The sequence below is a fragment of the Pseudomonas deceptionensis genome (assembly GCF_900106095.1).
Classification (GTDB): domain Bacteria; phylum Pseudomonadota; class Gammaproteobacteria; order Pseudomonadales; family Pseudomonadaceae; genus Aquipseudomonas; species Aquipseudomonas deceptionensis.
In genome coordinates, this window is record NZ_FNUD01000002.1 from 4,616,790 (window position 1) to 4,629,460 (window position 12,671).

A 12,671-nucleotide genomic window follows, 5' to 3' on the forward strand; every position below is an offset into this window, starting at 1 on the left:
TGGCGACCGCTTTCCAGCGTAAAAGCCGGAAAGCGGCCCGGGTGTTGCAGTAAAAATACTGTCACCGCGCAGGAATACGGTTTTAAGCGGTATGCGTCACCCAAGACTTCGGAACGGAAGGGGCTCGACCCCCCTTCTGTACGTCCCGAAGTTGTTATGCCCGGCTCATCACCGGTTGTAGTGCTTCAGGACGGAACGGTGGGCACCCAAAAGGTGCCCAAACAAACATAGAGAATGTGGAGACACCCCCCATGCAAACCGATACAACTCGCGAGAACTCGCAGGGTTCTGATTCAAATCTGGATCTGTCTGCGACCGCGCCAGGCCAACTGCGCGTGATCAAACGTAACGGGGCAGTGGTTCCTTACACCGATGACAAGATCACCGTCGCCATCACCAAAGCGTTTCTCGCAGTTGAAGGCGGCAATGCTGCCGCTTCGTCGCGCATCCACGACACCGTTGCGCGCCTGACCGAACAGGTCACCGCAACCTTCAAGCGTCGCATGCCATCGGGTGGCACCATCCACATCGAAGAAATCCAGGACCAGGTTGAACTGGCACTGATGCGCGCCGGCGAGCAAAAAGTGGCTCGCGACTATGTGATCTACCGTGACGGCCGCTCCAAGGAGCGTGCAACCCGCGCCCCGGCTGAAGACGCTGTGCGCGCTCACCCGTCGATCCGCATCACCCTCGCTGACGGCACCTTCGCGCCGCTGGACATGGGCCGCCTGAACACCATCGTCACCGAGGCCTGCGAAGGTCTGGAAGAAGTTGACGGCGACCTGATCCAGCGCGAAACCCTGAAAAACCTCTACGACGGCGTAGCGCTGAGCGACGTCAACACCGCCTTGGTGATGACCGCCCGCACCCTGGTAGAGCGTGAGCCCAACTACTCGTTCGTGACCGCTCGCCTGCTGATGGACACCCTGCGTGCCGAAGGCCTGAGCTTCCTGAAAGTCGCTGACAGCGCCACCCACCACGAGATGGCTGACCTGTACGCCAAGGCCCTGCCGGCCTACATCGCCAAGGGTATCGAGTTCGACCTGCTGAACCCGGTTCTGGCTACCTTCGACCTGGAAAAACTGGGCAAGGCAATCAACCACGAGCGCGATCAGCAGTTCACCTACCTGGGCCTGCAAACCCTGTACGACCGTTACTTCATCCACCACGATGGCGTGCGTTTCGAACTGCCGCAGATCTTCTTCATGCGCGTGGCCATGGGCCTGGCGATCGAAGAGAAGCAAAAAGAAGACCGCGCCATCGAGTTCTACAACTTGCTGTCGTCCTTCGACTACATGTCGTCGACCCCTACCCTGTTCAACGCCGGTACCCAGCGTCCGCAGCTGTCCAGCTGCTACCTGACCACCGTGCCGGACGACCTGTCGGGCATCTACCACGCGATCCACGACAACGCCATGTTGTCCAAATTCGCGGGCGGCCTGGGCAACGACTGGACTCCGGTTCGTGCACTGGGTTCGTGGATCAAGGGCACCAACGGCAAATCCCAGGGCGTGGTTCCGTTCCTCAAGGTAGTGAACGACACCGCCGTAGCCGTTAACCAGGGTGGCAAGCGCAAAGGCGCTGTCTGTGCTTACCTGGAAACCTGGCACATGGACATCGAAGAGTTCATCGAGCTGCGCAAGAACACCGGTGATGATCGTCGTCGTACCCACGACATGAACACCGCCAACTGGATCCCTGACCTGTTCATGAAGCGCGTCTTCGATGACGGCCCGTGGACCCTGTTCTCGCCATCCGAAGTACCGGACCTGCACGACCTGACCGGCAAGGCCTTCGAAGAGCGTTACGAGTACTACGAAGCACTGTCCCAGTACCCGGGCAAGATCAAGCTGTTCAAGACCATTCAGGCCAAAGACCTGTGGCGCAAAATGCTGTCCATGCTGTTTGAAACCGGCCACCCATGGCTGACCTTCAAAGACCCGTGCAACCTGCGCAGCCCGCAGCAGCACGTGGGCGTGGTTCACAGCTCGAACCTGTGCACCGAAATCACCTTGAACACCAACAAGGACGAGATCGCTGTTTGCAACCTGGGCTCGATCAACCTGCCGAACCACATCGTCAACGGCAAGCTGGACACCGACAAGCTCAAGCGCACCATCGACGTAGCCGTTCGCATGCTCGATAACGTTATCGACATCAACTACTACTCGGTGCCGCAAGCCCGCAACTCGAACTTCAAGCACCGTCCAGTGGGTCTGGGGATCATGGGCTTCCAGGACGCTCTGTACCTGCAGCACATTCCTTACGCCTCCCAGGCTGCCGTCGAGTTTGCCGACAAGTCGATGGAAGCGGTCAGCTACTACGCGATCCAGGCTTCTTGCGACCTGGCTGACGAGCGTGGCGCTTACGAGACGTTCCCGGGTTCGCTGTGGTCCAAAGGCATTCTGCCGCTGGATTCGCAACAGATCCTGATCGAGCAGCGCGGCCAGAAGTACATCGACGTTGACCTGAACGAATCCCTGGACTGGGCACCGGTTCGTGCCCGTGTACAGAAAGGCATTCGTAACTCCAACATCATGGCCATCGCACCGACCGCGACCATCGCCAACATCACCGGCGTATCGCAGTCGATCGAACCGACCTACCAGAACCTCTACGTGAAATCGAACCTCTCGGGCGAATTCACCGTGATCAACCCGTACCTGGTTCGCGACCTCAAGGCTCGCGATCTGTGGGACTCGGTCATGATCAACGACCTGAAGTACTACGACGGTTCCGTGCAGCAGATCGAACGCATCCCGCAAGAGCTCAAAGAGCTGTATGCCACCGCGTTTGAAGTCGACACCAAGTGGATCGTTGACGCCGCCAGCCGCCGTCAGAAGTGGATCGACCAGGCTCAGTCGCTGAACCTGTACATCGCTGGCGCTTCGGGCAAGAAACTGGACGTGACCTACCGCATGGCTTGGTACCGTGGCCTGAAAACCACTTACTACCTCCGTGCCCTGGCCGCGACCAGCACCGAGAAGTCCACCGTCAACACTGGCAAGCTGAACGCCGTTTCCAACGGCAACAACAGTGAAGACGTCGTCGCAGCCCCGGCCGGTCCAGCACCGGTACCAAAGGCCTGCGCGATTGACGAGCCGGATTGCGAAGCTTGCCAATAAGCTGAGCTGGCAGGCGGGTCAAACCGCCTGACTGAAAAACCCCCGTTAAACCCTGGCAACAGTTGGGTTTAACGGGGTTTTTTTTGTGGGGGAATTAAACGTAAACGTGCGAACTACTCCGCCCTGGCGAGTGTTGACGGGGAGCGGATGCCGGGCGCACGGTGACGACTTACCAGGGCTCCGCCAGCGAGAAAGGAATGCGCAATGACCCAATAGGCCCTTCACGTGAGCCGCACATCTCGTCATGGGTGCACTGATGTACGAGCGCGCAGGGAAATGGCGGGGCATGCCGCAACATCTCACGCAGGTGATTGATGGAACGAAGGCGCACAGGCTTCGTTGTGTCGTTCAGCAACGCGAACTGGCCGTTATCCAGCCTGACTCGCGCCAGATAAAAACCGCCATTGAGCGACAGCAGCTCCAACTCTCGCACTTCGCCACTTTCGGCCCGTTCGATCAACGCTTGCAGATTCAAGGTCCACTCCCTGCCTACCAAGGTAGGCGATCTCCGTTATATGCAAAGAAATTGCCGCTATCAGCAGGCGTCAAGCGGTCAATCAGTGATAACAATTCGCGCGCAGCGAGGCTTGCGGGCCTGGCGGCAGAGGCCCCGCGAAAGGGCTGCGACAGAGCCGAAATGACGGTACCGGGATGAAGACTCAACAAGCGGGTCTGAGGACGGGTTCGTGCCAATTCGATGGCAGCCGTTTTAATCAGCATGTTCAACGCGGCCTTGGAGGCTCGATAGGCATACCAACCGCCCAAACGGTTATCGCCGATACTGCCCACCTTGGCGCTGAGCACTGCCATCGCGCCACTGGGGCCAAGCAATGGCAGAAAGTGACGCAAAACCAGAGCAGGCCCGAGCGTGTTGACTTGAAATATCGCCTGGAGCGCATCCGCTTCAATTGCGCTGTAACTTTTTTCAGGCTTGATGTCGCCGCGGTGGAGCAGACCTGCGGCATGTACGATCAACTGATACGGTGCTTCTTCAGTCAATTGGGCTGCTGCCCTGGCGATACTGTCAGGCTTTTCCAGATCCAGTCCTGGATCACTATTGCGCCCCAGTTCGCGAACACCCGCACAGCGAGGATCTTCATTGAGCAACTCACAAAAAGCCGAGCCCAGCGCTCCATTGGCACCTATCACCAAGGCGCGATAACCATCGCCAAGGGAGTTCATCCCGAAGGAACTGTTCATTTAGCTTCTCCCGCTCGCAGACGCGTTTTTGGGCGTTAACCGATTCGCCCTATGAGTTGCAAAAACTCGAGACGCGTGGCGGAGGACTCACGAAAGGCGCCCAGCATCACAGACGTGGTCATCACCGAGTTTTGCTTCTCCACGCCCCGCATCATCATGCACATGTGCTTTGCCTCAATGACGACTGCCACGCCAGCCGCATCGGTACTGTGCTGAATGGCGTCGGCAATTTGTTTTGTAAGGTTTTCCTGAATCTGTAAGCGGCGGGCGAACATATCGACAACTCGTGCAATCTTCGACAGGCCCAGCACTCTTCCAGTCGGGATGTACGCAACATGAGCCTTACCGATAAAGGGCAGCATGTGATGCTCACACATTGAATACAGTTCGATGTCGCGCACGATGACCATTTCATCGCTTTGCGATTCGAACAATGCGCCATTGATCACTTCCTTCAGGCTCATCGCGTAGCCACAGCACAAGTACTGCATCGCTTTAGCGGCGCGCGTGGGCGTGTCCCGCAGCCCTTCACGCTCCGGGTTCTCGCCTAAGCCGACGAGAATTTCACGGTAATGCTCGGCTATTGATGGGTTCATTTTGATTCCTCGCAGCCATGCTGCGCTTAATGTCACTGCAATCCTTGGCGGTAGGAGAATGTGCGCTGCACACGATCGGATGCAGGTAGCGCGGGGCTCTACAAATCTGCTGTGCCCCAAGTTCTTCGTTGGGCCGATGGCAAAGCAAAGCTTTCTAGGTTTGCTTGGTTTTCGACGCGGGCTTCTCATCTGATGCGGGTTTTGACCCCGGTACCGCGCAACGGTTATCGACACAGCGCCGACGGCCATCAGGGTGAGGAAACCACGCCAAATGGGGGCGTAAGCGGCAAAAGAGGCGATAACCTGCGCCAAGCAGCGGTCGGATGGCACGCCACGTCAGTGGCGCTGCCCAAAACCCGAGACCGGCGGCTCGCCAGCTCCAGAGGGTGGCGTCCAGGGCGGTTACCCAGCGACCATCAGCGAAACGGGCATGCAACGAGGACTGCATTTGCTCGAAGGTGAACCCGAGTGCCCTGGCGTCGAACACGCTGCTGCTGATGTCAACAAACAGCAGTCGACTCTCTGCGGCGTGTCGGCGCAGGAACTTGATTTCCCGCGCGCAGAGTGGGCATTCACCGTCAAAGTACAGCGTCAGCGGCCAATCCTCTTTGCTATACATTTTCGCAGCCTTGTATAGGTTTTGTACAAGATAGGCCGAAAAAAACGGACTTACAATGGGCTAGATTTTATTGCCGTGGTTTTGGCCGTTATGCCGAGTCCCGGGGGATGGTTTGCCTGTGTTCCTGGCTGTGCTCATAACAGGCAATGAAAATGATCCAGCCATCACCCGATGATCATCTACATGAGGGTGCGAGCGTCTCGTGCGGGAGCTGGCCGAGCCGCGCCTCTTTCCCGCTCCCGTTAACCCCAGGTAACACTTGTGTTTGACGCAGGTTTGGCTTTGTGGAACCTGATCAACCACCAGGACCACAGATCGCACGACATGTAATGGACAGCACGGTTAACGACAGCCCTTTTGATAGGGGCTCCATTGCCAGACCGCTCGCATGTTGTTTGCAACGAAGGATGAACACCCATCGATCAAAAGAAAGCATATGAAAGACTTCAACTCGATTTCGCCTATCAGATTCACCCCCACAGACAGTATTTCGCGGGCAGCCTCTCAAGTTACCTGCGCTGCCATACCCCACCGTCCAGTACAGCGAAAGAAACCTACGAGCGCGTCCACCAGGAAATTTCCAAGCGCTACCAGTCGTTCGATCAAAGAAAAGAACTGGGGTTTAACGGCAAACCCGGGGTGACCGGCAATATCGACTTTATTAGCAAAAAAGATTTGATTGGCATACTGCAACACCTGAAAGAGAACAAGAGTGCACAGCAAGAGAGCCAGAAAAGCTCTGCACAGTCACGCATCCTCGACAAGATCTACTTGATGTCCGGTAACAAGGAAGCAGGGGGTACTCACTGGAACTTGCGACTGCATAACTACAGCGTGCGAGGCAATGGCCTGGGCGGTGAAGAGAGCCCCCACTACCATCGCTGGACACTGGGCAGCGCCATACTTGCCGGCGGGTATAACAACATCAACTACTCCGAACAAAGTACCTCGCAACCCCATGATTCAAAAAACAGATACAACAAGTACCTGCTTGGCGCCACAGGAGCGCAGGAAAGCCAGTCAGGCCAAGGCGCGGGTATCGATCCGCGCGGGCAAGGTATTGATGACACGGGGGCCAGAGCGAGGCTGCGACTAAAACAATCGTGGGAGCGAGCCTGCTCGCGAAGGTCATTCGCGAGCAGGCTCGCTCCCACAGGAGGGCTTGATCGACAACAGAGTATCTACATCAGGCCTGGATGACCGATAACACCCATTACGTCATCTGAATAATGGTCTGCATGATGGTGCTTTGGGTCGAGATGGTTTTGGCGTTGGCCTGGTAGTTGCTCTGCGCCTTGATCAGGTCAACCAGTTCGCTGGTCAGGTTGACGTTGGAGTCTTCCAGCGAGTTGGACTGGATGGCGCCCAGGCTGCCGATTTTCGGTGCGTCGTAACCGGCCATACCCGAGGAGTAGGTTTCTTTCCAGGCCGTGCCACCTACCGGCTGCAGGCCTTGCTCGTTGGTAAAGCTGGCCAGGGAAATCTGGCCGATGGCACGGCTCTGGTTGTTGCTGAAGTTGGCGAACATCACGCCCGAACCGTCGATGGTCAGGTTGTTGATCTGGCCGGTGGCGTAACCGTCCTGGGTCGGCGGGTTGCGCGAAGAGTCGGTGTTGTACTGGGTGGTTTTGGCCATGTTGATGACGATGCCCCCCGGCTTGGCGTCGGCGCCGTTGGTGTCCCACTTGCCATTGATCATGGCACCCGGCTTCCAGCCACTGACGACCAGTGTGTTTTCCAGTTGATCTTTAACCGGATCGGGCTGCGTGACATTGGTCAGCGCACCGGCCGAATCAAACGCCATGGTTGAAGGCACTGGCGCTTTGGCGCCATCACCCGACACTGGCGTGCCATCCGGGTTGCGACCGTCGATCAGGGTGTAGGCGCTCCAGGTATTGGCACCGGTCTTCACCATGTACTGATCCATCGGGTGCGCATTGCCCTGGGTGTCATAGACCATGGTGCTGAATTTTTTGGTGTAGCTGGTGGATTCGTTCGGATCGAACGGGATCTTGCTCTGATCAATCGTATCGGAGCTGGAGTTCAGGTTGATCTCAGACGTTACCGAGCCCGTCGCCTTGGGCGCCAGGTTCGAGGTGTCGATACGCAGATCGGTCAACACACCGTTGACGATATTACCGTTGGCATCCACACCGTAGCCCTGCAAACGCGCAGTGCCATCAGAACTGGTCACGTAACCGTCCTTGTCGGACTTGAACGTGCCGGCACGGGTGTAGCTCAGGGAGCCGTTGTCGCTCAGCACGAAGAAGCCGCTGCCCTGAATCCCCATGTCCAGCAGGTTGCCGGTGTTGTTGACTGCCCCTTGACCAAAGTTTTGCGAGACCGCTGCCAGGTTGACGCCGCTGCCGATGGTCTTGCTGCCGGTGCCCAGCTTGCTCGCCGAATAGATATCCGCAAACTCTGCGCGCGAGGCTTTAAAGCCTGTGGTCGCAGCGTTGGCGATGTTGTTGCCGGTCACATCGAGCTGCTTGTTCGCCGCATAGAGGCCGCTAAGGCCGATATTGAATGACATGTTTCTCTCCTTGAGGCGTATGAGTCGGCTTAGAGGCCAATGGTCTGGACTTTGGACATACCAATGCTGCCCAGGCCTGCGAGGTTGAGCATGATCTCGCCACCGGTCTTGCTCAGCGTCACGCTGTTGACCGTGGCGGGCAGATAGGTGGTGAGCGCTGTGGTGCCAGTGTCGTTTTTGCTCGACGCGGTGAAGGTGTACGAGCCCTTGTCCAGCAGCACGCCGTCGTCGTCTTTACCGTCCCAGGTAAAGTCCGCGTTACCGGCTTTCTGGCTGCCCATCTCGAGGGTGCGGACCACTTCACCGTCCGCATCGGTGATGGTGATGACGGGCTTGGAGTCGGCGTCCTTTACCACCACGGTGCCGTTGAATGGCTTGCCGCTGGCGGGGTCCACATAGGCTTCATTGGTTTGCACGATTACCGAACGACCCACCAGCGACGACGCCTGCAACGCCTGCGAGGACTGAAGGCCACCCGACAGTGAGTTGACCGTATCGTTGAGGGTGGTGATGCCTTCCAGGCTGCTGAACTGCGCCAGCTGGGCGACGAATGCGGTGTTGTCTTGCGGGTCCAGCGGGTTCTGGTTTTTCAGCTGGGTGACCAGCAGTTGCAGGAATGAATCCTTGCCCAGCGCCGAGCTGCCGGTCACGCCCTTGGTTGCCGCACCCACGCTGGTGTCGGTGGTCTTGACCTGGGCGGAGTTGGCAAGCACCTGGTTGAGGGTCAAGCCGCTGGTGGTATCGGTCACACTCATTTGTGTCGCCCCTTATCACTGACCGAGGGTCAGAACCTTCTGCATCATGGTTTTGGCGGTGTTCATCAGCTCGGCGTTGGTCTGGAACGAACGACTGGCGGAAATCATATCGGCCATTTCTTCGACCACGTTGACGTTGGGGTAGTACACATACCCCTTGGCGTCGGCAGAAGGATGGTTTGGCTCGTAACGGGCCTGGAGCTCGCTTTGGTCTTCGACCACGCCCAGCACCTGCACGCCTTGACCGGCGCCGTCCTGGTCCTGGAACAGCGAATCGCCGGTGCTGCTTTGCGCACCCTGAAACATGGTGGCAAACACCGGGTGACGGGCGCGGTAGGTCTGGTCGATGCTCGACGACACGGTGTCGGCGTTGGCGATGTTGCTGGCGACGGTGTTCAGGCGCGTGGTCTGAGCGCTCATGCCACTACCGGCAATATTGAAAACACTGGATAGAGACATGAATTACTCCCCGCGCAGGGCCGACATCAGCCCTTTGAATTTGCTGTTGAGCAGGGTGAAGCTGGCCTGGAAGTTGACCGCATTCTCTGCGTAGTTCGATTGTTCCAGCTGGGCGTCCACGGTGTTCTGGTCGATCGACGGCTGCATCGGCGTGCGGTACAGCAGCGACTCGTCGCCACTGCTCTGGCCCTGGGCTTCGATATGGCGGGTGTTGGTCTTGTTCAGCGCAAACGTGCCGTTCTGATTTTTGTCGTTCTGCGCAGCGAGCACAGAAGCAAAATCCAGATCCCGGGCCTTGTAGTTCGGGGTATCGGCGTTGGCGATGTTGTTGGCCAGTACTTCAGCGCGCTGGGCGCGAAAGCCCAGTGCCTGTTCATGGATACCAAGCGCTTTATCGAAGCTGATGCTCATGTCGAAAAACCTTTGTGGGCTGACCTGAGGACGTGATTCAGGTTTTACATGACATGAACAGAGCAAACCCCGTGCCAGTTGGCACAGAGCCGTATTTCAAGGCTTTGGGAAGGGCATGGGAGGCGGCAATGCCAGAAAAGCGGCAACGGTTGACCGCTGACTGCCGCTTTTCTGCCGCTTTTTATCGGACAACGCAAAACCGGCGGGAGCGAGCCTGCTCGAGAAGGTCGTTCGCGAACAGGCTCGCTCCCACGAAGGTTACTTGGCCTGGTAGATGATGCCCGGGCTGCACTGGACCATCTGGTAGTGATCCGGCAAGCCGTTGAGCGCCTCGGAGGCACCCAAAAACAAATACCCGCCCGGTTTCAAGGTGCTGTGGATACGCAGCAAAATGTCTTTCTTCACTTCTGCCGAGAAGTAGATCAACACGTTGCGGCAGAACACGATGTCGAATTTGCCAAACCCTGCGTAACTGTCCAGCAGATTGAAGGAGCGGAACTCGACCCGATTTTTGATCGGCGTCTTGAGCACCCAGCGCCCCGGCCCCTTGGGGTCGAAATAGCGCTGCAAGCGTTCTGGCGAAAGGCCCCGGCCAATCGCAAGGTTGTCGTACTCGCCGGTTTTGCAGGTATTGAGCATCTGGGCCGACAGGTCGGTGGCAAAAATCTGCACCCCCGCTTTCAACTGCCCAAGGTTGCTGCGCTCAAACTCGTCAATGGCCATCGACAACGAGTACGGCTCCTGCCCCGAAGAACAGGCCGCCGACCAGATGCGCAAACGCTGACCCGCACTGGCCTTGATTTGCTCGGGCAGCACCTTGTTCTTCAATACTTCAAAGGGGTAGGTGTCGCGAAACCACAGGGTTTCGTTGGTGGTCATGGCATCGACCACCAGTTCGCGCAGCCCGCTGCGCGGCTGGCTCTGGATACGCTGAATCAGCTCGCCCAAGGACTTGATCCCTTGCTGCTCCATCAGCTTGTTGAGCCGGCTGGAGACGAGGTACTGCTTGTTTTCACCCAGCAAAATGCCACAGGCTTTTTCCAGGAAAACCCGGAACTGTTCAAAATCCAAATTAGCCGTCGACAAATGTCCTGCCTCTTAAATCGTTTTGACCGCCAGGGGTTGGCCCTGACTGTGGTCTGCTGCTTTGATCCGGTCAACTACCCGGGATGCCAGGTCATCAGGCCGGAATTTGGCCAAAAAGTCATCGGCACCGACCTTTTTGACCATCGCCTGGTTGAATACCCCGGACAACGAAGTATGCAGAATGATGTGCAGATTTTGCATCCGTGGGTCGTTACGGATTTCAGCGGTCAGGGTGTAGCCGTCCATTTCCGGCATCTCGATGTCCGAGATCATCATCAGAAACTCTTCAGACGGGTTCTTGCCCTCCTCCACCAGCTTGCGCAGGTAATCCAGCGCCTGACGGCCGTCGTTCAACGACACCACTTCAACGCCCACGCTTTGCAGGCAACGGGCAACCTGTTTGCGCGCCACCGACGAATCGTCGACGGTCAGCACCCGCAATGACAGTGCCTTGCTTCGGGTTTCGACATCCACCACGCCATGGCTGATGGTTTCAGGTGATGGCGACACTTCCGCCAGCACCTTTTCAACATCGATGATTTCGACCAGTTGGTCGTCCATCCGGGTCACGGCCGTCAGGTAATGGTCGTGGCCGGTCCCCTTGGGTGGCGGATGAATATCTTCCCAGTTCATGTTGACGATACGTTCGACCGAGCGCACCAGAAAGCCCTGGGTCTTGGTGTTGTACTCCGTGATGATCACAAACGGGTTGCTCTGATCTTTCAAGGCCCCCGCCCCCGTGGCCATCGCCAGGTCAAGAATCGGGATGGTCGCGCCGCGAATGCTCGCCACACCGCACACCACAGGATGGGACTTGGGGATCATGGTCAGTTTCGGGCATTGCAGCACTTCCCTGACCTTGAACACATTGATCCCGTAAAGCTGTGGCCCATCCAGGCGAAACAACAACAGCTCCAGGCGGTTTTGCCCGACCAGTTGAGTGCGCTGGTTAACCGCATCCATCACCCCAGCCATACTCAGCTCCTCTTAAAACTTTAAGTTTCGACACGCATTACCCGGTAAACGGCACGGGGCTTGCTTTTTTATCGGCCATGAATGCAAAAACGACAAATTCCTGCCACCGGCTTTTTCGCCAGACCTTGCGCCGCTGCTGCCTGAGCATCCTGGCGGTCGGCGGCCTGACGGGCCTGAGCACCTATAGCCATGCTGACGCGTTTACATCGCCTGACCAGCTTATCGGCGTGACCCAGGGCTTTCTTGAATTCACCGTCGAAGACTACCTGGCCACCAGCCAGACCGAGGGGCGATATCAGATCCAGGTCAACAATCTGGACCCGCGCCTGCGCCTGGCCCATTGCGACAAGGAATTGACAGCCACCCTCGAAAGCCCGGCACAACCCATGGGCCGGGTCATCGTTCGCATCCGTTGCGAAGGGCTCTCACCGTGGACCATCTTCGTTCCGGCCCAGGTCAAACTGTTCCGCAATGTCGTCACCGTGACCCATCCGCTCAAGCGCGGCATGGTGATCGACTACCCCGATGTCAGCCTGCGCGAGCGGGATATCAGCCTGATCAACCAGGGGTACTTGACCGCGACCGAACTGGCCGTCGGGCAAAAACTGCTGCGCCCCATGGTGACCGATCAAGTGCTGACACTCACACATCTGGAGCAGGCGGCTGCCGTGCGCAAGGGCGACCATGTGGTTATCAGCGCCCGCAGCGGCACATTAAGTGTCAAAATGCCCGGCGAAGCGCTGTCAGACGGCGGCCTTAGCGAGCAGATCCGGGTGAAAAACCTGAATTCCAAGCGCGTGATCCGTGCGCGAGTGACTGCACCCGGGCAAGTTGAAGTGGCACTGTAGGAAAGTTGGCATCAGTCTCACGACTTTCCTACACTGTGGTTTGACGCAGATCAGTACAGTTCTG

Annotated in this window: 13 protein-coding genes; 3 read left to right on the forward strand and 10 right to left on the reverse strand. The window is 57.6% G+C overall.

What is annotated here, in order from left to right; genetic code table 11:
• The first annotated feature begins 251 nt into the window (after positions 1 to 251).
• Positions 252 to 3,125, forward strand: coding sequence for a ribonucleoside-diphosphate reductase subunit alpha (locus tag BLW11_RS21345; RefSeq protein WP_048359725.1), 2,874 nt, complete (start codon positions 252 to 254; stop codon positions 3,123 to 3,125).
• Between the two features lie 169 nt (positions 3,126 to 3,294).
• Here BLW11_RS21345 and BLW11_RS21350 read toward each other — a convergent pair whose 3' ends face one another.
• The 4 genes from BLW11_RS21350 to BLW11_RS21365 form a co-directional block, all read right to left on the reverse strand.
• Positions 3,295 to 3,600: a DUF6482 family protein gene (locus tag BLW11_RS21350; protein ID WP_048359726.1), complete on the reverse strand. Its 306-nt coding sequence runs from the start codon at positions 3,598 to 3,600 to the stop codon at positions 3,295 to 3,297.
• Between the two features lie 14 nt (positions 3,601 to 3,614).
• Positions 3,615 to 4,325 (reverse strand): SDR family NAD(P)-dependent oxidoreductase, encoded by a 711-nt coding sequence (locus BLW11_RS21355; protein WP_048359727.1) that lies wholly within the window; start codon positions 4,323 to 4,325, stop codon positions 3,615 to 3,617.
• A gap of 35 nt (positions 4,326 to 4,360) precedes the next feature.
• Positions 4,361 to 4,921: a GTP cyclohydrolase I FolE gene (folE, locus tag BLW11_RS21360; protein ID WP_048359728.1), complete on the reverse strand. Its 561-nt coding sequence runs from the start codon at positions 4,919 to 4,921 to the stop codon at positions 4,361 to 4,363.
• A gap of 154 nt (positions 4,922 to 5,075) precedes the next feature.
• Entirely contained in the window at positions 5,076 to 5,540 is a 465-nt protein-coding gene (locus BLW11_RS21365) for a thiol-disulfide oxidoreductase DCC family protein (RefSeq protein WP_048359729.1), read from the reverse strand.
• Positions 5,541 to 6,179: 639 nt separating this feature from the next.
• On the opposite strand from BLW11_RS21365, the gene BLW11_RS21370 reads away from it, so the two are divergent.
• Entirely contained in the window at positions 6,180 to 6,740 is a 561-nt protein-coding gene (locus BLW11_RS21370) for a hypothetical protein (RefSeq protein ID WP_048359730.1), read from the forward strand.
• Positions 6,741 to 6,753: 13 nt separating this feature from the next.
• On the opposite strand, the gene flgE is transcribed toward BLW11_RS21370, so the two are convergent.
• The 6 genes from flgE to BLW11_RS21400 form a co-directional block, all read right to left on the reverse strand.
• Positions 6,754 to 8,073: a flagellar hook protein FlgE gene (gene flgE / locus BLW11_RS21375; RefSeq protein WP_048359731.1), complete on the reverse strand. Its 1,320-nt coding sequence runs from the start codon at positions 8,071 to 8,073 to the stop codon at positions 6,754 to 6,756.
• Positions 8,074 to 8,102: 29 nt separating this feature from the next.
• Positions 8,103 to 8,828 (reverse strand): flagellar hook assembly protein FlgD, encoded by a 726-nt coding sequence (gene flgD / locus BLW11_RS21380; RefSeq protein ID WP_048359732.1) that lies wholly within the window; start codon positions 8,826 to 8,828, stop codon positions 8,103 to 8,105.
• 15 nt (positions 8,829 to 8,843) lie between these two features.
• Positions 8,844 to 9,287, reverse strand: coding sequence for a flagellar basal body rod protein FlgC (gene flgC, locus BLW11_RS21385; RefSeq protein WP_048359733.1), 444 nt, complete (start codon positions 9,285 to 9,287; stop codon positions 8,844 to 8,846).
• A gap of 3 nt (positions 9,288 to 9,290) precedes the next feature.
• The gene (flgB, locus tag BLW11_RS21390) at positions 9,291 to 9,698 is read right to left on the reverse strand and encodes a flagellar basal body rod protein FlgB (protein ID WP_048359734.1); all 408 of its coding nucleotides are present in this window, start codon (positions 9,696 to 9,698) and stop codon (positions 9,291 to 9,293) included.
• Positions 9,699 to 9,956: 258 nt separating this feature from the next.
• The gene (gene cheR / locus BLW11_RS21395) at positions 9,957 to 10,784 is read right to left on the reverse strand and encodes a protein-glutamate O-methyltransferase CheR (protein WP_048359735.1); all 828 of its coding nucleotides are present in this window, start codon (positions 10,782 to 10,784) and stop codon (positions 9,957 to 9,959) included.
• Between the two features lie 12 nt (positions 10,785 to 10,796).
• Positions 10,797 to 11,759 (reverse strand): chemotaxis protein CheV, encoded by a 963-nt coding sequence (locus tag BLW11_RS21400; RefSeq protein ID WP_048359736.1) that lies wholly within the window; start codon positions 11,757 to 11,759, stop codon positions 10,797 to 10,799.
• A 77-nt stretch (positions 11,760 to 11,836) separates the two neighbouring features.
• On the opposite strand from BLW11_RS21400, the gene flgA reads away from it, so the two are divergent.
• Positions 11,837 to 12,607 (forward strand): flagellar basal body P-ring formation chaperone FlgA, encoded by a 771-nt coding sequence (flgA, locus tag BLW11_RS21405; RefSeq protein ID WP_048359737.1) that lies wholly within the window; start codon positions 11,837 to 11,839, stop codon positions 12,605 to 12,607.
• Positions 12,608 to 12,671: the final 64 nt, after the last annotated feature.

Excerpts from the sequence above, each read along its gene's own strand:
- BLW11_RS21345 (WP_048359725.1), top strand. The coding sequence starts at position 252 with ATGCAAACCGATACAACTCGCGAGAACTCGCAGGGTTCTGATTCAAAT.
- BLW11_RS21355 (WP_048359727.1), bottom strand. The coding sequence starts at position 4,325 with ATGAACAGTTCCTTCGGGATGAACTCCCTTGGCGATGGTTATCGCGCC.
- folE (WP_048359728.1), bottom strand. The coding sequence starts at position 4,921 with ATGAACCCATCAATAGCCGAGCATTACCGTGAAATTCTCGTCGGCTTA.
- BLW11_RS21365 (WP_048359729.1), bottom strand. The coding sequence starts at position 5,540 with ATGTATAGCAAAGAGGATTGGCCGCTGACGCTGTACTTTGACGGTGAA.
- flgE (WP_048359731.1), bottom strand. The coding sequence starts at position 8,073 with ATGTCATTCAATATCGGCCTTAGCGGCCTCTATGCGGCGAACAAGCAG.
- flgD (WP_048359732.1), bottom strand. The coding sequence starts at position 8,828 with ATGAGTGTGACCGATACCACCAGCGGCTTGACCCTCAACCAGGTGCTT.
- flgC (WP_048359733.1), bottom strand. The coding sequence starts at position 9,287 with ATGTCTCTATCCAGTGTTTTCAATATTGCCGGTAGTGGCATGAGCGCT.
- flgB (WP_048359734.1), bottom strand. The coding sequence starts at position 9,698 with ATGAGCATCAGCTTCGATAAAGCGCTTGGTATCCATGAACAGGCACTG.
- BLW11_RS21400 (WP_048359736.1), bottom strand. The coding sequence starts at position 11,759 with ATGGCTGGGGTGATGGATGCGGTTAACCAGCGCACTCAACTGGTCGGG.
- flgA (WP_048359737.1), top strand. The coding sequence starts at position 11,837 with ATGAATGCAAAAACGACAAATTCCTGCCACCGGCTTTTTCGCCAGACC.